The 17,425-nt window shown below is 62.4% G+C and carries 18 protein-coding genes; 9 read left to right on the top strand and 9 right to left on the bottom strand.

Annotated features, from left to right (window positions below; genetic code table 11):
* Nucleotides 1-132 precede the first annotated feature (132 nt).
* The 3 genes from AC07UR_RS22205 to AC07UR_RS22195 are packed head-to-tail and all read left to right on the top strand — an operon-like array spanning nucleotide 133 to nucleotide 4,273.
* Nucleotides 133-2,370: an ABC transporter permease gene (locus AC07UR_RS22205; protein WP_209790108.1), complete on the top strand. Its 2,238-nt coding sequence runs from the start codon at nucleotides 133-135 to the stop codon at nucleotides 2,368-2,370.
* Nucleotides 2,367-3,428, top strand: coding sequence for an ABC transporter ATP-binding protein (locus AC07UR_RS22200; protein ID WP_209790109.1), 1,062 nt, complete (start codon nucleotides 2,367-2,369; stop codon nucleotides 3,426-3,428). The genes AC07UR_RS22205 and AC07UR_RS22200 overlap by 4 nt, the downstream gene beginning before the upstream one ends.
* Before the next feature lie 32 nt (nucleotides 3,429-3,460).
* On the top strand, nucleotides 3,461-4,273 hold the full coding sequence (locus tag AC07UR_RS22195; protein ID WP_173423189.1) for an inositol monophosphatase family protein: 813 nt from the start codon (nucleotides 3,461-3,463) through the stop codon (nucleotides 4,271-4,273).
* A gap of 30 nt (nucleotides 4,274-4,303) precedes the next feature.
* Here AC07UR_RS22195 and AC07UR_RS22190 read toward each other — a convergent pair whose 3' ends face one another.
* Both AC07UR_RS22190 and AC07UR_RS22185 read right to left on the bottom strand, forming a co-directional pair.
* Nucleotides 4,304-5,068, bottom strand: coding sequence for a slipin family protein (locus AC07UR_RS22190; RefSeq protein WP_173423190.1), 765 nt, complete (start codon nucleotides 5,066-5,068; stop codon nucleotides 4,304-4,306).
* A 26-nt stretch (nucleotides 5,069-5,094) separates the two neighbouring features.
* Complete coding sequence (locus AC07UR_RS22185; RefSeq protein WP_209790110.1) at nucleotides 5,095-6,453, bottom strand: NfeD family protein; 1,359 nt, start codon at nucleotides 6,451-6,453, stop codon at nucleotides 5,095-5,097.
* 244 nt (nucleotides 6,454-6,697) lie between these two features.
* Here AC07UR_RS22185 and AC07UR_RS22180 point away from each other — a divergent pair, with 244 nt between their 5' ends.
* Both AC07UR_RS22180 and AC07UR_RS22175 read left to right on the top strand, forming a co-directional pair.
* A complete protein-coding gene (locus AC07UR_RS22180) occupies nucleotides 6,698-7,399 on the top strand; it encodes a DUF2161 domain-containing phosphodiesterase (RefSeq protein ID WP_209790111.1) in 702 nt (233 codons plus the stop codon).
* Nucleotides 7,400-7,418: 19 nt separating this feature from the next.
* Nucleotides 7,419-7,787 carry a YbaN family protein gene (locus AC07UR_RS22175; protein WP_209790112.1) on the top strand — a complete coding sequence of 123 codons (369 nt, stop codon included), beginning with the start codon at nucleotides 7,419-7,421 and terminating at the stop codon, nucleotides 7,785-7,787.
* A gap of 142 nt (nucleotides 7,788-7,929) precedes the next feature.
* Here AC07UR_RS22175 and AC07UR_RS22170 read toward each other — a convergent pair whose 3' ends face one another.
* The 7 genes from AC07UR_RS22170 to AC07UR_RS22140 all read right to left on the bottom strand — a co-directional run bounded on the left by AC07UR_RS22170 (nucleotide 7,930) and on the right by AC07UR_RS22140 (nucleotide 12,870).
* Nucleotides 7,930-8,625: a NapC/NirT family cytochrome c gene (locus AC07UR_RS22170; RefSeq protein ID WP_209790113.1), complete on the bottom strand. Its 696-nt coding sequence runs from the start codon at nucleotides 8,623-8,625 to the stop codon at nucleotides 7,930-7,932.
* Between the two features lie 4 nt (nucleotides 8,626-8,629).
* The gene (locus AC07UR_RS22165) at nucleotides 8,630-9,130 is read right to left on the bottom strand and encodes a nitrate reductase cytochrome c-type subunit (protein WP_209790114.1); all 501 of its coding nucleotides are present in this window, start codon (nucleotides 9,128-9,130) and stop codon (nucleotides 8,630-8,632) included.
* Nucleotides 9,100-11,604, bottom strand: coding sequence for a periplasmic nitrate reductase subunit alpha (gene napA / locus AC07UR_RS22160; protein WP_209790115.1), 2,505 nt, complete (start codon nucleotides 11,602-11,604; stop codon nucleotides 9,100-9,102). Before napA ends, AC07UR_RS22165 begins: the two co-directional genes overlap by 31 nt.
* Nucleotides 11,579-11,866 carry a chaperone NapD gene (locus AC07UR_RS22155; protein WP_173423197.1) on the bottom strand — a complete coding sequence of 96 codons (288 nt, stop codon included), beginning with the start codon at nucleotides 11,864-11,866 and terminating at the stop codon, nucleotides 11,579-11,581. The genes napA and AC07UR_RS22155 overlap by 26 nt, the downstream gene beginning before the upstream one ends.
* Nucleotides 11,859-12,353 (bottom strand): ferredoxin-type protein NapF, encoded by a 495-nt coding sequence (locus AC07UR_RS22150; RefSeq protein ID WP_209790116.1) that lies wholly within the window; start codon nucleotides 12,351-12,353, stop codon nucleotides 11,859-11,861. Before AC07UR_RS22150 ends, AC07UR_RS22155 begins: the two co-directional genes overlap by 8 nt.
* Before the next feature lie 8 nt (nucleotides 12,354-12,361).
* Nucleotides 12,362-12,529, bottom strand: coding sequence for a periplasmic nitrate reductase, NapE protein (gene napE, locus AC07UR_RS22145; protein WP_412728353.1), 168 nt, complete (start codon nucleotides 12,527-12,529; stop codon nucleotides 12,362-12,364).
* Between the two features lie 191 nt (nucleotides 12,530-12,720).
* Complete coding sequence (locus tag AC07UR_RS22140; RefSeq protein ID WP_173423200.1) at nucleotides 12,721-12,870, bottom strand: hypothetical protein; 150 nt, start codon at nucleotides 12,868-12,870, stop codon at nucleotides 12,721-12,723.
* 204 nt (nucleotides 12,871-13,074) lie between these two features.
* On the opposite strand from AC07UR_RS22140, the gene AC07UR_RS22135 reads away from it, so the two are divergent.
* The 4 genes from AC07UR_RS22135 to AC07UR_RS22120 all read left to right on the top strand — a co-directional run bounded on the left by AC07UR_RS22135 (nucleotide 13,075) and on the right by AC07UR_RS22120 (nucleotide 17,425).
* Nucleotides 13,075-13,554 (top strand): GNAT family N-acetyltransferase, encoded by a 480-nt coding sequence (locus AC07UR_RS22135; protein WP_173423201.1) that lies wholly within the window; start codon nucleotides 13,075-13,077, stop codon nucleotides 13,552-13,554.
* A 24-nt stretch (nucleotides 13,555-13,578) separates the two neighbouring features.
* On the top strand, nucleotides 13,579-14,601 hold the full coding sequence (locus AC07UR_RS22130; protein ID WP_209790117.1) for a glycoside hydrolase family 3 protein: 1,023 nt from the start codon (nucleotides 13,579-13,581) through the stop codon (nucleotides 14,599-14,601).
* A 36-nt stretch (nucleotides 14,602-14,637) separates the two neighbouring features.
* Nucleotides 14,638-16,287 (top strand): ABC transporter substrate-binding protein, encoded by a 1,650-nt coding sequence (locus tag AC07UR_RS22125; protein ID WP_209790118.1) that lies wholly within the window; start codon nucleotides 14,638-14,640, stop codon nucleotides 16,285-16,287.
* Between the two features lie 160 nt (nucleotides 16,288-16,447).
* Entirely contained in the window at nucleotides 16,448-17,425 is a 978-nt protein-coding gene (locus AC07UR_RS22120) for an ABC transporter permease (protein WP_209790119.1), read from the top strand.

Raw genomic sequence — 17,425 nt, 5'->3', positions numbered from 1 at the left:
TTCGGTTTGCGGTCGGCCGGATCGAAAGATCCGGCCGACCGCACCTCGAAAGACCGCAGGTGTCTCCGGCTCTCGCCAGCCGGCCCTGCACCATGATCGACATTCCAATAGCGAAAAGACGCGAGGACCGTGATGGAACATCGCAACCGTAGGCTCGACCTCACGCTCGGGCTTGGGCTGGCCGCATTTCTGGTCGCGCCCTGGTACCGCATCGAGGGAGGCTTCTTCGGCCTTGGCTGGCTTTCGAGCTTTCCCTCCGACGCTGCCGTGGCACCGGGCCTTGCGCAAATCTTTGCCCACGGTCGTCCATGGCTTGTGGTCGCGCTCCTGCTTCTCGGCGCCTGTGCCGCCGCCCGGTTCATCCGGGACCCGGATCGCCGCGGCCTAGTGCTGGCGGTGGCCGGTGCAGCCGGCCTCCTGTTCATTGCTCTCCAGGGCCTGGCGATCGGCTTTACCGGCTGGACCTGGACGATCAGCGAAACCCTCTTCGGCCCACTTGCCGACGGCCAGCCTTCCATGGGTGCCGGCGCCGTTCTCGCATCCCTCGCCTTCATTCTCATCTTCGCATTCGGGCTGGCTGAACGTGGCGCCATGAAGGGCGATGCCTTCATCGTCGCGTCGATCTCGCTGCTCGTCTGCCTCGTGGTCGTCTTCGTGTTCTATCCCGTCGGCAGCATGTTTGCGGCGTCCGTCCAGGATTTCGACGGCTCGTTCAAGCCGGATGGCTTCCTGCGCAACATTCAGGACGGTTCGATCTGGAGCCTTGGCTGCGTCACGGGCGGCGAGCGCTGCGGCGTCGCCTGGCGCACGCTCTGGCTGGCGCTGATGACCGCCTCCGGCTCGACCCTGCTCGGCCTTGCCTTTGCGCTGGTCGCAACCCGCACCCGCTTCCCCTTCAAGAAGGGCATGCGCCTGTTGACGGTGCTGCCGATCATCACGCCGCCCTTCGTCATCGGCCTGGCACTGACGCTGCTCTTCGGGCGCGCCGGCGTCATTACCGAGTTCCTGTCCGACGCCTTTGGCATCGAGCCGGGGCGCTGGCTTTATGGCCTCACCGGCATCTGGATCGCGCAGGTCCTGTCCTTCACCCCGATCTCGTTCCTCGTGTTGATCGGCGTCGTCGAGGGCGTCAGTCCGTCGATGGAAGAGGCGTCGCAGACGTTGCGCGCCGATCGGTGGCGCACATTCTGGCACGTTTCGCTGCCGCTGATGAAGCCGGGTCTGGCCAACGCCTTCCTGATCGGCTTCATCGAAAGCATGGCCGATTTCGGCAATCCGCTGGTTCTCGGCGGCAGCCACGGCGTGCTTTCGACGGAAATCTTCTTTGCTGTCGTCGGCGCACAGAACGATCCATCCCGCGCCGCCGTGCTCGCGATCATCCTGTTGTGCTTCACCCTGTCGGCTTTCCTCGCCCAGCGCTATTGGCTGGCGGGCAAGAACTATTCGACCGTAACCGGCAAGGGCGACAGCGGCTCGCATATCGCGCTGCCACGGCCGCTGTCGATCGGCCTCCATGCCGTGGTGATCCCGTGGATGATCTTCACCGTCGTCGTCTACGGCATGATCCTGTTCGGCGGCTTCGTGAAGACCTGGGGCCTCGACAATTCGCTGACGTTCGAGCACTACATCAAGGCCTTCTCGATCTCGCTGACCGACGGCGCCATCGCCTGGACCGGCGTTGCCTGGAATTCGTTCTGGACGACGATGGAGATCGCGCTGATCTCGGCACCCTTGACGGCGATCGTCGGCCTGTTGACCGCCTACCTGATCGTTCGGCAGCGTTTTGCCGGGCGGGATGTGTTCGAATTCGCGCTGATGCTGAGCTTTGCCATTCCCGGCACGGTCATCGGCATCAGCTACATCATCGCCTTCAATCTGCCGCCGCTCGAAATGACCGGTACCGCGCTGATCCTCGTTGCCTGCTTCGTCTTTCGCAACATGCCGGTCGGCGTGCGCGGCGGCATTGCGGCGATGAGCCAGCTCGACAAGAGCCTCGATGAAGCCTCGCTGACGCTTCGGGCAACCAGCTTCCGCACGCTGCGCAAGGTGATCCTGCCGTTGTTGCGTCCAGCGATTGTCGCTGCCCTCGTCTATTCGTTCGTGCGGGCGATCACGTCGATCAGCGCCGTCGTCTTCCTCGTCAGCGCCGAATACAACATGGCGACGTCCTACATCGTCGGCCTTGTCGAAAACGGCGAGTTCGGCGTGGCGATCGCCTATTCGTCGGCCCTCATCGTGGTGATGATCACCGTCATCACCGGCCTGCAACTGCTTGTCGGCGAGCGCAAGCTTCGGCGGGAGAACCGCGTCCTTGGCGCGGCCCCAGTCCGCACCGCCACCAAGACCCTTTCCCAGGAGAACCCCGCATGAGCACTCCCCGCACCGGCTCGGTCGTCTTCCAGAATCTGCGCAAACAGTTCGGCGCGTTCACCGCGATCCACGACCTGTCGCTGACCATCGAACCCGGCACCCTCGTCACCCTGCTCGGGCCGTCGGGCTGCGGCAAGACCACGACGTTGCGCATGCTTGCAGGCCTTGAGCATCCGTCTTCCGGCCGGATCCTCATCGGCGGCAAGGATGTCACCATGCTTCCTGCCAATGAGCGCGACGTTTCGATGGTGTTCCAGTCCTACGCGCTGTTTCCGCATATGACGTCGCTCGACAACGTCGCCTACGGCCTCGAATCCTCCGGCATGAAGAAGAAGGAGGCGCGGGACCGGGCAGAGGAAGGCCTGAAGCTCGTCGGCCTCGGCGGACTTGGCCAGCGGCTTCCCGCTGAGCTTTCGGGCGGCCAGCAACAGCGTGTCGCCGTCGCCCGCGCTCTGGTGCTCGAACCGCAGGTGCTTTTGCTCGACGAGCCGCTCTCCAACCTCGACGCGCGGCTGCGCCGGCGTGTTCGCACGGAAATCCGCGAATTGCAGCAGCGGCTCGGCTTTACGGCCGTCTACGTCACGCATGACCAGGACGAGGCGCTTGCCGTTTCCGACCGGATTATCGTGATGAAGGACGGCGCGATCGCCCAGGAAGGCGCACCACGCGACCTCTACGAGTCCCCGGCATCCGCCTTCATCGCCGATTTCATGGGCGAGGCCAATGTGCTGCCCTGCGAAGTCACCGGGTCCGATGCCGGCCTTGCCACCATCCGCATTGGCGGGCTCGAACATCAGCTGCCGTCGCGCGATGCCCGGCCCGGTCCGTCAAAGCTCGCCGTGCGTCCCAATGCCGTGACGCTGACGCCGGCAAGTGCCGCTGCCCTGCCCGGCGTCATCAGCACGGCATCCTATCTCGGTGGCCACATCGAGTATGAAGTTGAAACAGAAACTGGATTGCTATTTGTGGTTGATGACACGATCGAACGGATGTTATCTCCTGCGACCGAAGTCGCCATCGGGTTCCGCAATCGCGGCCTTGCTTTGATTACGGCATAATTTTCGAAATCGACACAGGAAGGACTTTTTGCATGACTTCGCCAATCGCGGGCCTTGATGCCCGTTTCGCGCTCGCCAAGACCGTCGCCATAGAAGCCGGAAAGCTCGCCCACGACTACTTCCTGCGGCGCGAGACGCTGGTGATCGAGACCAAGGCCGACGCCCATGACGTCGTCTCGATCGCCGATCGCAACGTCGAGACGCTCATCCGCGATCGTATCAGCGCTGCATTCCCGAGCGATGGAGCCCTTGGCGAAGAACATGGACTTGTCAGCAGCACGTCGGGCTTCACCTGGGTGATCGACCCGATCGACGGCACGACGCCTTTCGTCAACGGCATGCCCAACTGGTGCATCTCGATCGCCGTGCTTTATGCCGACAAGCCGGTGATCGGCGTGATCCAGTCTCCATGCCACGACGAACTCTATGCGGCCGCGTCCGGTCAGGGAGCAACGCTCAATGGCAAGACCCTGCGTCTTGACGGCACGCGAACGATCCGCGATGCGGTGACCGGTCTTGGCGCCAACAATCACGTGACGCCGGCCGAAGTCGCCGGGATCGTCGAGCGGCTCCTTGAAGCCGGCGGCAATTTCATGCGCAACGGTTCGGGCGCGCTGATGATCGCCTATGTGGCCGCCGGTCGGCTCGTCGGCTACTACGAGCCCTACATGCATGCCTGGGATTGCCTGGCGGGCTATTGCCTCGTCAACGAGGCGGGCGGCTGGTCGCTGCCGTTCCCGACACAGGGTGAAGCCTTGACGCGGGGAAGTGCGGTTCTGGTCGCAGCACCCGGTGCGATCGATGACCTGCTAAAGGTGGCGCAGCTGGAACGCAAGGCGGCCTGAACACAACGACCCCGAACGCGATCAGCTCGCCTACTTGTCGGCCTTGGCCGTCAGCAGGTTGACGAGCTCCATCGGGAACGGAAAGACGATCGTCGAGTTCTTTTCGCCGGCGATGACGTTCAAGGTGCTCAGATAGCGCAACTGCATGGCCTGCGGCTGCCGGGCAAGGATCTCGGCGGCCTCGAGCAGCTTGGCGGCCGCCTGCTGCTCGCCCTCGGCATTGATGACCTTGGCGCGGCGCTCTCGCTCCGCTTCCGCCTGGCGGGCGATGGCGCGGACCATGCTTTCGTTGATGTCGACATGCTTGATCTCGACGGTCGCAACCTTGATGCCCCAGGCATCGGTCTGGCTGTCGAGGATCTTCTGGATGTCGTCGTTCAGCCGGTCGCGCTCCGCCAGCATTTCGTCGAGATCGTGCTTGCCCAGCACCGAGCGCAATGTCGTCTGGGCGAGCTGGCTCGTCGCCATCATGAAATCCTCGACCTGGATCGTCGACTTTTCGGCATCGATCACCCGGAAGTAGATGACGGCGCTGACGCGGACCGACACGTTATCGTGCGAGATGACGTCCTGGCTTGGAACATCCAGCACCCGCGTTCTCAGATCGACCCGTACCATCTGCTGGACATAGGGCAAGAGCAGGATGAGCCCCGGCCCTTTCACGCCGGTGAAGCGACCGAGGGTGAAGATGACGCCGCGTTCATATTCGCGCAGGATCCTGATCGCGTAGGCGATCACGAGCAGGACAAAAAACAGGATCGCGAGATAGGGAGCGAGGCTCCCAAGCATGTCCATGATCTCTACTCCTTCTACCGCAGGCGTCAGGCCTTCGCCTCGTCGCGCGCGACCTCGAGCGTCAGCCCGTTCCGCCCAACCACTTTCACGTTTTCACCGGTTGTGAGCGTCTCGCTGCTGACGGCCTGCCAGCGCTCGCCGTGGGCAATGACATAGCCCTTGGCACCAGCCCAACTGTCGACCTTGCCGGCGATGCCGATCATCTGCTCGCTTCCGGTGACCACGGCACGGCGGCGGGAACCGAAGGCGAGGCGCCCGACGAGCAGACTGAAGCCGAGGCTGGCGATGCCGACACCGGCGAGCAACGCCCAGGACACCCGCAGCCCCGGCGTGTCCGTATCGAAAAGGATCGCAGCGCCGAGAACAATCGCCAGGGCACCGCCCGTCCCGAGCACGCCGAACGAAGGCGAGTGCGCCTCTGCAACCAGCAGGCCGATGCCGAGCAGGATCAGGCCGACGCCGGCATAGCTGACCGGCAGAACGGCCAATGCGTAGAGGCCGAGCAGCAGACTGATCCCGCCGACAGTGCCCGGCACGACGGATCCGGGCGTCAGGAACTCGAAGATCAGTCCATAAATGCCGATCATCGTCAGAATGATCGCGATGTTCGGATCGGTGATGACCGCAAGCAGGCGCGTGCGCCAGTCGGGTACGAAAGTCTCCACGCCAAGCCCAGCCGTTTCAAGCGTCACGTCCGTCTGCTCGACGCGAACACTCCGCCCCTGCGTCTGCTTCAACAGGTCGTCGATGGAAACGGCAGTGAAATCGACGACTTTCTGCTGCACGGCCGCCGCGGCCGACAGGCTGGCCGCCTCACGCACCGCCCGCTCCGCCCAGTCGGCGTTGCGTCCGCGCAACTCGGCCAATCCGCGGATATAGGCGACGGCATCGTTCACCAGCTTTGCATCGCTCGCCGTCTGCGCCGGCTTGGCGGCAGTGTCTTTGCCTCTTCCGTCGGGGCTCTCATCCTTCTCTCCGCCAAACATGTCTCCGCCAATGGCGATCGGCGTTGCCGCCCCGAGATTGGTTCCCGGCGCCATGGCCGCGATATGGCTCGCGTAGAGGATATAGGTGCCGGCGCTGGCAGCCCGCGCCCCGCTCGGCGCGACGAAACTCGCAACGGGGACCGACGAGGCGAGGATCGCCTGGATGATCTCGCGCATCGATGTATCGAGACCGCCGGGCGTGTCGATTTGCAGCACGACAAGCGGCAGGTGCCGGTCGTTTGCCCGCTGCAAACCGCGTTTGACGTATTCAGCCGTTGCCGGACCGATTGCCCCCTTCAGATTGAGCACCAAGGCAACCCGCTCGGTTTCTGGCGCGGACGCTGCTGGAAACACGCATGTCGATATCAGGGCAAGCAACAGGCTGAGGATTCGCAACATCCGTCGTCAAAGCCTCGGAATGCGGGCGCCTTCGGCGAAGACGTCCCGCGCCAACAATATTAGCACACCATAAAGTTAAGACGAAGCACAACACACCACCGCAGTCCGGACGGTGAGCGGGATGACAAAGTCCCGCATCGGGGCTATCTGCATGTCAGGACAACCGCACTGCTTCGCAGAAATGAACGACTTGCCGTGCTTGCCGAGGCGAGCCGCCTTCGACCTCTAGAGGAAACCCGCGCGCTTGGAGACAACACTCTATCTGCCAATCAAGCGCTTCCTCGAAGAGGCCGGATACTCCGTCAAGGGCGAGATCGGCGGCTGCGATATCCTTGCGCTCAGCGACGACGAGCCACCGCTCGTCGTGATCTGCGAATTGAAGCTGACGTTCAATCTGGAGCTGGTCTTGCAGGCGGTGGATCGGGCCAATGCCGGTGACGAGGTCTGGATCGCAGCACGCGTTTCGGCAAAAGGCAAAGGGCGCGAGAGCGACCGGCGCTTTCGCGATCTGTGCCGCCGGATCGGGTTCGGCATGCTCGCGGTTGCCGACAACGGCACGGTCGACGTTATCGTCGCTGCGTCCGCCGCCATGCCGCGCAAGAACCTGAAGAAGCGGGCGCGTCTCATCAAGGAGCACCACCGTCGCAAGGGCGACCCGACGCTCGGCGGCAGCACGCGTTCGCCGATCATGACGGCCTACCGCCAGCAGGCGCTTGCCTGCGCCGCCGCCTTGCAAAGCGGACAGCTGCGCCCGCGTGACCTGCGCGAAGCCGCGCCCGACGCCGCCAAGATCCTGCAGGGCAATGTCTATGGCTGGTTCGAACGGGTCGACCGCGGCATCTATGCGCTGACCGAAGCGGGGACGGAAGCGCTTCGGCGCTGGCCGCAAGCTGCGGTTTCGGGCGCGTCAGAGATCGAAACGATGGCAACAGTGTCCGAAGACTGAGCTGGCGCGGAGAGCACAGATGAACCTTCCCCTTCGGCTGCTCTGTCTTGGCCTCGGCTGGCTGATGGTCGGCTTCGCCATCGCCGGCATTTTTCTGCCTATCCTGCCAACCACGCCGTTTCTGTTGCTGGCGGCGGGCCTGTTTGCACGCGCCTCACCACGGCTTGAGCGCTGGCTGCTGGAGCATCCGACATTCGGCCCCTCCTTGCGGCTCTGGCGGGAAAAAGGCGCGATACCGGCCCGGGCAAAGACCATCGCCCTCGCGCTGATGCTCGTGAGCTTCGTCTTCTTCTGCCTCGCCAGCAAACCGAGCCTGCTGCTCGCGGCGATCGTCGGCGGGGCAATGCTGCTCCCGGCCCTTTTCATCATTACCCGGCCGAACGCCTAGAGCATTTCCAGGAAAAGTGCGAAGCGGTTTTCCGTCAGGAAATGCATAAAAACAAGGTGCTAGAGCGTTTCTGCGACTCTGTCCAAGCCGGAAACGCTCTAAAAGATCAATCCCTTCGCCGTGGCATTGCCGGAAGCGGCGATCAAAAATTGCTGGCGTGAAGCTCCATCATCGCACGGCGAAGATCGTCGATCGGCGTCATGCCCGAGGTGGTTGTGCCTTCCAACTCCCTAGGCATCTTCCAACCGGGATCGATGCCCTGCATGTTCGGCAGCTCATGGGCGATGCCCTTGTGGCAGTCGATGCAGGTCGCCTTGCCGGACAGCAGATAGCGCGTGTGGATAGTGGCGGCGCGCTCCGTCTGCTTCTGCAGGTCCATGGCCACGGAGGAGTGGCAATTGCGGCATTCCAGGCTGTCATTGGCCTTCAGCCGCGCCCATTCGTGCTGAGCGAGCTCGAGGCGTTTTTCAAGAAATTTCGGGCGGGTGTTGATGGTGCCGAAGATCTTGCCCCAAACCTCCTTCGACGCTTGCATCTTGCGGGCGATCTTGTCGGTCCACTGGTGCGGCACGTGGCAATCCGGACAGGACGCGCGAACGCCGGACCGGTTGGAGAAGTGGATCGTGCGCGTCAGCTCGTCATAGACGTTGTCCTTCATCTCGTGACAGGAGGTGCAGAATTTTTCGGTATTGGTGATCTCGAGTGCCGTATTGAAGGCGCCCCAGAACATCACACCGCCGATGAAGCCGCCGAGCGTCAGAAAGCCGAGGCTCAGCGTTCCCGCCGGCGTGCTGACCAGCCGCCACGCCCACAGGATAAGTCTCTTAATCCGCTCCATGGGCTCACTCGCTTCCGGCCGGCTTGACGCCGAGTTCGCTCATGTCCTTGAAGCCATTGTCGACCAATGGGCGAACATCCGCCTGCGGCACATGACACGCCGTGCAGAAGTAGCGCCGCGGCGAAACATCGGCGATCATCTGCCCGTCGCGCGTCATGTAATGGGTCACGCTGATCATCGGCGCGCCGCTGTCCTGGGTGAACTCGCGCTTGTGGCAGGAAAGGCAGCGATTGGTATTGACCGAGAGCTGGTAGCCCTCGATCGAGTGCGGGATGATCGGCGGCTGGTCCGGATAGGCGCGCATCTTGCGTTCGTCATCGACCACCCATTTCGGCAAGGTCGCTGCCGCCCCTGTTTCCATCTGCGGTGTCGGGCCCTCAAGCTGCGGCACCATTTTCTGAACGACCTGGGCAATCGCCGTGGTCGTCACAAACAGGGCGAGCCCGATCGCAACAACCACCCATTCTGGCCGCCTCAAGCGACGGAGATGATCTTGACTGCGCATTTTTTGAAATCCGTCTGTTTGGAGATGGGATCCGTTGCGTCGAGTGTCACCTTGTTGATCAGCTGGCTCGCATCGAACCAGGGCACGAAGATCACGCCCGGTGGCATGCGATTGCGGCCGCGCGTGTCGATGCGCGAGCGGATCTCGCCGCGCCGCGACAGGATCCGCACTTCCGCGCCCTGATTGATGCCGCGTTTGCGGGCGTCGTCCGCGTTCATGAAGCAGCGGGCACCGGGAAACGCGCGGTAAAGCTCCGGCACGCGCATGGTCATCGAGCCAGAGTGCCAGTGTTCGAGCACGCGGCCCGTCACCAGCCAGAGGTCGAACTCCTCGTCGGGCGATTCCGCCGGCGGTTCGTAAGGCACGGCGAGAATGACCGCCTTACCATCAGGGCGACCGTAGAATTTGACGCCCTCGCCGGCTTTGACATAGGGGTCATAACCCTCGCGATAGCGCCAGCGTGTCTCCTTGCCGTCGACCACCGGCCAGCGTAACCCGCGCTCCTCGTGGTAGCGGTCGTAAGGCGCCAGATCGTGACCATGGCCGCGACCGAAGGTGGCATATTCCTCGAACAGCCCCTTCTGAATATAGAAGCCAAAGGCTTCGGCCTCGTTGTTGGCATAGTCGCCGCTGATTTCGCTCAAGGGGAAGCGGTTGACCTCGCCGTTCTGGAACAGGACGTCGTGCAGGCTCTTGCCCTTGAACTCGGGATTGGCCGCGAGAATCTCTGCCGGCCAGACTTCGTCGGTGATGAAACGCTTGGAGAACTCGACGAGCTGCCAGAGATCCGAACGCGCCTCGCCCGGCGCCTGCACCAGCTGGTGCCAGACATGGGTGCGCCGCTCCGCATTGCCGTAGGCGCCTTCCTTCTCCACCCACATGGCCGCCGGCAGGATCAGGTCGGCGCTCATCGCGGTGATCGTCGGATAGGCATCGGAAACGACGATGAAATTCTCCGGGTTTCTGTAGCCTTGCCAGGTTTCGTTGCTGGTGTTGGGAGCGGCCTGGATGTTGTTGTTGACCTGGACCCAGTAGAAGCTGAGCTTGCCGTCCTTCAGCATCCGGTCCTGCTCGACGGCGTGATATCCAGGCTTTTCCGGAATGATCCCGTGCGGAATGCGCCAGATTTCCTCGGCATGCTTGCGGTGTTCCGGATTGGTCACGGTCATGTCGGCCGGCAAGCGATGGGCAAATGTGCCGACCTCGCGCGCCGTGCCGCAGGCGGAAGGCTGACCGGTCAGCGAGAACGGGCTGTTACCGGGCTCCGAGATTTTTCCGGTCAGAAGGTGGATGTTGTAGACCATCTGGTTGGCCCAGACGCCGCGCACATGCTGGTTGAAGCCCATGGTCCACAGCGACATCACCTTGCGCTGCGGATCTGCATAAAGCTCGGCCAGTTCTTCAAGGAAAGCCGGATCGACGCCGGTCAGTTCGGCCGTCTTCTTCAGGGTGTATTCCGACACGAAGGCCTTGAACGCCTCGTAGTCCATCGGCTCCATCTTGCCGGGATCGGACGAATTCGCCGCCTTGACCTCGAGGGGGTTGTCCGGCCGCAGGCCGTACCCGATGTCGGTGACGCCGCGCATGAAGGTGGTGTGCTTCTGGACGAAGTCCTCGTTCACCCTGCCCTTTTCGATGATGTAGTTGGCGATGTAGTTGAGGATCGCCAGATCGGTGCCGGGCTTGAACACCATCGGGATGTCGGCAAGGTCCATGCTGCGGTGCGTGAAGGTCGACAGCACGGCGACCTTCACATGCGGCTGGCCAAGCCGCCGATCGGCAAGCCTTGTCCACAGAATCGGATGCATCTCGGCCATGTTCGAGCCCCAGAGCACGAAGGCGTCCGCGTGCTCGAAGTCGTCATAGCAGCCCATCGGCTCGTCCATGCCGAAGGTGCGCATGAACGCGTAGGCAGCTGACGCCATGCAATGGCGGGCATTGGGGTCGAGATTGTTGGAGCGGAAACCGGCACGCATCAGCTTCGTCGCCGCATAGCCCTCGAAGATCGTCCACTGGCCGGAGCCGAACATGCCGACGGCGGTCGGGCCCTTTTCCTTCAGCACCTTCTTGCACTGCTCGGCCATGACGTCGAAGGCTTCGTCCCAGCTCACCGGCTCGAACTCGCCCTCCTTGCTGTAGGCGCCGTTCCGCTTGCGCAGCATCGGCGTCTTCAGCCGGTCGGTGCCATACATGATCTTGGAGAGGAAATAGCCCTTGATGCAGTTGAGGCCGCGGTTGACCTCGGCCTGCATGTCGCCATGGGTGGCGACGACCTGCCCCTCCTTGACGCCGACCATCACGCCGCAGCCGGTTCCGCAGAAGCGACAGGGCGCCTTCGACCACTTGATTTCGAGCGCACTGATGCCGCCCGGCACGGGTTGTGCGGCTGCCGGCAGTGCAATACCGGCGGTGGCGGCGGCGATGCCCGCCGCGTGTGCCTTCAGAATGTCACGCCGCGTCAGTTCGGTGGTCATCGTCCGTCACTCCTTCCGTTTCGACATGTTCGAAAACCATGTTGGCCGCCACCACGCCCTCAAGCGTGGAGATCGTCGACAAGGCTTCGCCAAGCATGCCGGTAGTCGTCCCCTCGATGACGACGACAATCTTGCCGCCCTCGTGTCCGTAAACCTCGACATTCTCCATGCGCGCCAGCGCGGCAAGCACTGAGCCCGCCATCGCCGGAAGAGCGACGACGACGGCGCTTGAGACGTGATATTGCCGGGAGTGATCAGGCATGGACGCCCTCCTCGTGTCGCTCGGCAATGCCGATGGCGCCGACCGGACAGATGCCGATACAGGCGCCGCACCCGCTGCAGCTGTCGACGTCCACCTCCGGCAGAAATGGGCCGCCCGCGCGCGGTCGGAACCGGATCGCCTGCTCAGGGCAGGCATCGCGGCAGGATTGGCAGGCGACATAGTTTTGCGCGAGACAGCCGTCGCCGATGGCAACCACATGGGCAAGCCGCGTCGAACCCGGGGCGGCAAACACCGGCTCCGGACAGACCCTGGCGCAGTCGCCGCAAAACGTGCATTCGCCGCCGGAAAAATCGAGCGACGGGCGTTCGTTCAGCAATGAAATGATGTGGGTGGGACAGTGTTCCACGCAACGACCGCAACCGGTGCACGCCGCCAGGCTCTCAAGCGTGACGCCAGGCGGCAGGACGCGCTTCCGCTCTGCCCGCCGGCCCAGCAACAATCCACGTCTGGTTGTCACCGCCCCCATCGATCACCTCAATGCCCGAGCGGGCCCGGAGGGCCAAAGATCATTTGATAGAACCAGACCAGGAAGCCGTAACTGGCAACCGTCCCAACGGCGACAATCGGCCAGATGCCGAAGGCAAGAACAAGAAAAGTCAGAAGCTCCTGCCGCCGGCGCGAGCGCGGCTCCTGATCGGTCAAGTGCTGTGAAGGTACCTCTGACACGTCAGGCTCCCGGGCTCGTTGATCCGGAAGCATAGTAACAACCCGTGACAGAAAATAAAGCGGAACAAACTATACAATTACAATCAAGTATAAAAATAACATCTGTCAATTCAAAGGGATATTTACCCCAACAATTGCAGTGGTTCTTTGCAAATCGGGACCAAGAGTCACACTTCGTATTTTCGTAAATCACCATATGAAGAGAACAATGAAAGAACGATGGCCCGCTCCAGCGCGTCGGTGAAAGCGCCAGCCGCCCGCAGCTTGGTGACGTCGAAGACATTGGATTTTGAAGAGAACTTGGCGATTCGCTGCATCGCCGATTGCAGATTTGCCGAAGCGAACAGGTTTTCGCACGACAATACTATGCGCCGCTCAGCGGTCTCGCCCTCTCCCTGAACGACAGGCCAACCGTACTACCTTCCCCGCGATTGCCGGTTGACAACCCGCATGAGATCAGGACACATATTGCATTACAAAGGGATCAATTCCTTAATAAGGGAATAAACGGAGGACTTGGGGTGCCGGACTTGCTTGTGAGCTTGTATTCGCCGACGCTCGCCAATCTCAAGCGGAAAACCGACACGACGGGCATTCGCATTCGCCCGGCGCTTCCGCCGGAAATGCATGTCGTCGTCGAATGGGTAAGGCAGAACTTCAGTGAGAATTGGGCGAGCGAGGTTTCCGTCGCCTTTTCCCGCCAACCGATTGCCTGCCTGATTGCGGTGGACGATGGAAAGCTGCTCGGCTTTGCCTGCTACGACACGACCGCGCGCGGCTTCTTTGGCCCGACCGGAGTGTCGCCCGAAAGTCGCGGCCGCGGCATCGGCGTCGATCTGCTCACCGCGTCGCTCGAGACCATGAAGACACTCGGACACGCCTATGCCTTCATCGGCGATGCCGGTCCGGTCGACTTCTACGCCAAGACCATCGGCGCGGTCGCCATCCCCGCCACCGACAAGGGCATCTACGAAGGCATGCTTCGTAGCCCATCCAAATAATCACCTGAACATCGGAGCTTTCCCATGGCATCGACGCCGCTTGCCCTTTTCGTCGGGCTTCCCCATCCCACACTCTCGGACGACGAGTTCGCGCTGTTTCGCGAAACCAATCCGCTCGGTCTCTTCGTCGGCCGCCGCAATCTGCGCGAGCCTGGCCAGGTCAAGATCCTGATCGAGCGATTTCGCGAGGCCGTCGGCCGCGAGGACGCACCTGTCTTCACCGATCAGGAAGGCGGTCGCGTCCAGCATCTCGACGCCGGTCCCTGGCCGCTTTTCCGCAGCTTCGGCCAGTTTGCCGAACTGGCACGCCATGACCTTGACCTCGGCCGGAAGGCGCTTCGCCTGTCGTCGCAGGCCATGGGCACCATGATGACCGAACTCGGACTGACCAGCGGCTGCTCGCCGGTTCTCGATCTCGTCTTCGAAACGACCAGCTCCGTCATCGGCGCGCGTTCCTTCGGTTCGGATCCCGATTTCATCGCAGCACTTGGCCGCGAAGTCGTCGACGGCCTGCTCGAGACCGGCAACATGCCCGTGATGAAGCACATCCCCGGCCATGGCCGCGCGACACGTGATTCCCACAAGGAACGCCCTGTCGTCGACGCGTCGCGCGAAACGCTTGAAGCGACCGATTTCAAGCCCTTCGTTGCCCTCAAGGATACACCCTGGGCGATGGTCGCCCACGTCGTCTATTCGGCCTATGACAGCGAGCTGCCGGCCTCGATCTCGCCGACCATGCACGACGTCATCCGCAAGGACATGGGCTACGAGGGCGTGCTGGTCTCCGACTGCATCTTCATGGAATCGCTGCGCGGCACCCTGCCCGAGCGTGTGAAGCAGGTGCTCGACGCCGGTTCCGATATAGCACTCCACAGCCACGGCGACCTGGCCGAGAGCGAGGCCGCGGCCAAGGCCGCGCGTCCGCTGACGGAGGCGGCGCAGAAGCGCATCGCCGCCGGCCAGAGCCGGATCGGCAAGCTCAAGGTCGACGTTCGCGCGGCGCACGCCGAAGTCGAAGAGATGTTCAAGAGCGTTCTCGTCGCCTGACGAGACGCCATTCACCAATCAAGGGGGGGAGAAACCATGAAAAGATCCGTTCTCTGGGCAGCGACCGCGCTGACCCTTTTTGCCGCACCGGCGATGGCGCAGTCGGTCCTGACCGTCAACATCGAGCCAGCCACCACCTGGGTTCGCAACTTCAACCCGTTCAACCAGACATCGGCGCGCCAGAGCACGCTCGACTTCATCTATGAGCCGCTGATCGTCTTCAATCGCTTCGACGACAACAAGCCGACGTTCCGCCTCGCGGAAAGCTTCAAGCTTGCCGACGACCTGAAGTCGATCGAGTTCAAGCTGCGCCCGAACCTGAAATGGTCCGATGGCAAGCCACTGACCGCCGCCGACGTCAAGTTCACCTACGACTACCTGAAGAAATTCCCGGCGCTCGATTTCGTCAGCATCTGGACCTTCATCACCGGCGTCGAAGCCGTCGACGGCCAGACCGTGCGCTTCACGCTCGCCAATCCGAGTTCGCTTGCCGCCGAGCAACTGGCGCAGCTGCCGATCGTGCCTGAACATGTCTGGAAGGATATCGCTGAGCCGGTGACCTTCGCCAACGAGACACCTGTCGGCAGCGGCCCGATGACAGAAATCCCCCGCTTCACCGGTCAGACCTATGACCAGTGCCGCAACCCGCACTACTGGGATGCAGCGACCCTGAAGGTCGATTGCATGCGCTTCCCGCAGTTGGCCGACAACAACCAGATCCTGACCGCGACCGCCTCAGGCACGCTCGACTGGGGCGTTTCCTTCATCCCGGATATCGAGAATGTCTATGTCGCCAAGGACCCGGAGCACTTCCATTTCTGGTATTCGCCGAGCAGCATGGTGGCTTTCCTGTTCAACCAGGAAACCGCCAACGAGAACAACCGCAAGGCCTTCAACGACGTAAAATTCCGCCGGGCGGCCTCGATGGCGCTCGACCGGGGCACCATGGTCGACGTTGCCGGCTACGGCTATCCGACGCTCAACGAAGATCCGGCCGGCATGGGCGAACTCTACAAGAGCTGGGCTGACCCGTCGGTTGCGACCGACTTCGGCACCTACGGCAAGTATGATGCCGATGCCTCCAAGGCACTGCTCGACGAGGCAGGCTATGTCGACAAGGACGGCGACGGCTTCCGCGACAATCCGGATGGCAGCAAGATCTCCTTCTCGATCATCGTGCCGAGCTCCTGGACCGATTGGATCGACACGGTGACGATCGCCGTCGAAGGCCTGCAGGCCGTCGGCCTCGATGCAAAGATCGAAACACCTGAGGAAGCCGTCTGGACCGGCAACCTCATCAACGGCACGTTCGACGCGGCGATCAACAGCCTGCCGGCATCCGCCTCGCCCTATTATCCCTACAAGCGTGCTTTCAGCGCTTCGGACAAGGGCAAGACACGCTTCACCGCACAGCGCTGGTTCAACGCCGACGTGGAAAAGCTCCTGACCGAGTTCACCCACACGGCCGACCTCGCCAAGCAGAAGGAAGCCATGAACAAGGCGCAGCGCATCGTTGCTGAAAACATGCCTGTCATGCCTGTGTTCAACAACCCGAACTGGTACCAGTACAACACCAAGCGCTTCAAAGGCTGGGTGACGGCTGAAACCCCGTTCGTCAATCCGTCGATCTCGCGGACCAACCCGGCGCGCCTGCTGCACCTGTTGGCTCTTGAGCCAGTCAACTAAACATCCCAGGACTGGCGGGAGCGGCTCACGATCGGGCCGCTCCCGTCTCCGCGTGGGCTCTTTGAGAGCAGACCTGCTCAGCGAAGGCTCGCGCCGTTTCTAAAGGTTTCTGCCGCCTCTTCTGCCGGTAACGGGATCAGGCGCAGTCGATGGAGTCCCCATGGCTTTCCTGCTTCGCCGCCTATGCTTCTATCTGGCAGCCTTCGTCGCGGCGGCGACGATCAATTTCTTCCTGCCGCGACTGATGCCGGGCGATCCCGTGCAGATCATGTTTTCGAGCGCGGGCGCGGAACTGCCGCCTGAAAGCCTGCAGGCGCTGAAACTGACCTTCGGTTTCGTCGACGGCCCACTGTGGCAGCAATATCTGACCTATCTCGGCAGCATCTTCAGCGGCGATCTCGGCCGCTCGATCAAGTATTTCCCGCTGCCGGTGTCGACGGTTCTCGGCAATGCACTGGTCTGGACCGTGGGCCTGATGGGCACGGCGACGATCATCAGCTTCACGCTTGGCACCTTTCTTGGCATTCTCGCCGCCTGGCGTCGCGGCAGCCTTTTCGACGTCATCGTTTCCGTCGGCGCGATCTTCGCGACCTCGGTTCCGGCCGTCGTCACGTCGCTGATCGTCGTCTTCTTCTTCGGCTTTACACTCAACTGGTTCCCGACAGGCTACGCCGCCGACCCGGCGCTCGACCCGGCCTTCACGCTCGAATATCTCGGCAGCGTGCTCTATCACGGCATCCTGCCGATGCTCACGCTCTGCACAGTGCTGACGGGCGGCTTTGCCGTCACCATGCGCAACAACATGATCAACCTGCTCGGCGAGGACTATATCGTCATGGCCCGGGCGAAGGGGCTGTCGGACGGGCACGTGATGCTCTGGTATTCGGCGCGCAATGCGCTGTTGCCGACCGTGTCGAGCCTGGCCATCGCCATCGGCACGATCCTCGGCGGCTCTTTGGTTACCGAAGTCGTGTTCAACTATCCGGGCCTCGGCAACATTCTCTATCAGGCGATCCTTGCCCGCGACTACCCTGTCATCCAGGGCCAGCTTCTGATCATGACCGCGACCATGCTCGTCGCCAATTTCATTGTCGACGTCAGCTATGTGTTGCTCGACCCCCGCTTGAAGAGGGCGTGA

The organism is Ensifer sp. GW821-FHT05G01, assembly GCF_059419585.1.
Note: the sequence above shows the minus strand (reverse complement) of the source record. Positions and strands in the feature narration are given on the sequence as shown.

Excerpts from the sequence above, each read along its gene's own strand:
- AC07UR_RS22195 (WP_173423189.1), top strand. The coding sequence starts at position 3,461 with ATGACTTCGCCAATCGCGGGCCTTGATGCCCGTTTCGCGCTCGCCAAG.
- AC07UR_RS22175 (WP_209790112.1), top strand. The coding sequence starts at position 7,419 with ATGAACCTTCCCCTTCGGCTGCTCTGTCTTGGCCTCGGCTGGCTGATG.
- AC07UR_RS22125 (WP_209790118.1), top strand. The coding sequence starts at position 14,638 with ATGAAAAGATCCGTTCTCTGGGCAGCGACCGCGCTGACCCTTTTTGCC.
- AC07UR_RS22185 (WP_209790110.1), bottom strand. The coding sequence starts at position 6,453 with ATGTTGCGAATCCTCAGCCTGTTGCTTGCCCTGATATCGACATGCGTG.
- AC07UR_RS22120 (WP_209790119.1), top strand. The coding sequence starts at position 16,448 with ATGGCTTTCCTGCTTCGCCGCCTATGCTTCTATCTGGCAGCCTTCGTC.
- napA (WP_209790115.1), bottom strand. The coding sequence starts at position 11,604 with ATGACCACCGAACTGACGCGGCGTGACATTCTGAAGGCACACGCGGCG.
- AC07UR_RS22205 (WP_209790108.1), top strand. The coding sequence starts at position 133 with ATGGAACATCGCAACCGTAGGCTCGACCTCACGCTCGGGCTTGGGCTG.
- AC07UR_RS22140 (WP_173423200.1), bottom strand. The coding sequence starts at position 12,870 with ATGCAGCGAATCGCCAAGTTCTCTTCAAAATCCAATGTCTTCGACGTC.
- AC07UR_RS22170 (WP_209790113.1), bottom strand. The coding sequence starts at position 8,625 with ATGGAGCGGATTAAGAGACTTATCCTGTGGGCGTGGCGGCTGGTCAGC.
- AC07UR_RS22200 (WP_209790109.1), top strand. The coding sequence starts at position 2,367 with ATGAGCACTCCCCGCACCGGCTCGGTCGTCTTCCAGAATCTGCGCAAA.
- AC07UR_RS22155 (WP_173423197.1), bottom strand. The coding sequence starts at position 11,866 with ATGCCTGATCACTCCCGGCAATATCACGTCTCAAGCGCCGTCGTCGTC.
- AC07UR_RS22130 (WP_209790117.1), top strand. The coding sequence starts at position 13,579 with ATGGCATCGACGCCGCTTGCCCTTTTCGTCGGGCTTCCCCATCCCACA.
- AC07UR_RS22150 (WP_209790116.1), bottom strand. The coding sequence starts at position 12,353 with ATGGGGGCGGTGACAACCAGACGTGGATTGTTGCTGGGCCGGCGGGCA.
- AC07UR_RS22165 (WP_209790114.1), bottom strand. The coding sequence starts at position 9,130 with ATGCGCAGTCAAGATCATCTCCGTCGCTTGAGGCGGCCAGAATGGGTG.
- AC07UR_RS22190 (WP_173423190.1), bottom strand. The coding sequence starts at position 5,068 with ATGGACATGCTTGGGAGCCTCGCTCCCTATCTCGCGATCCTGTTTTTT.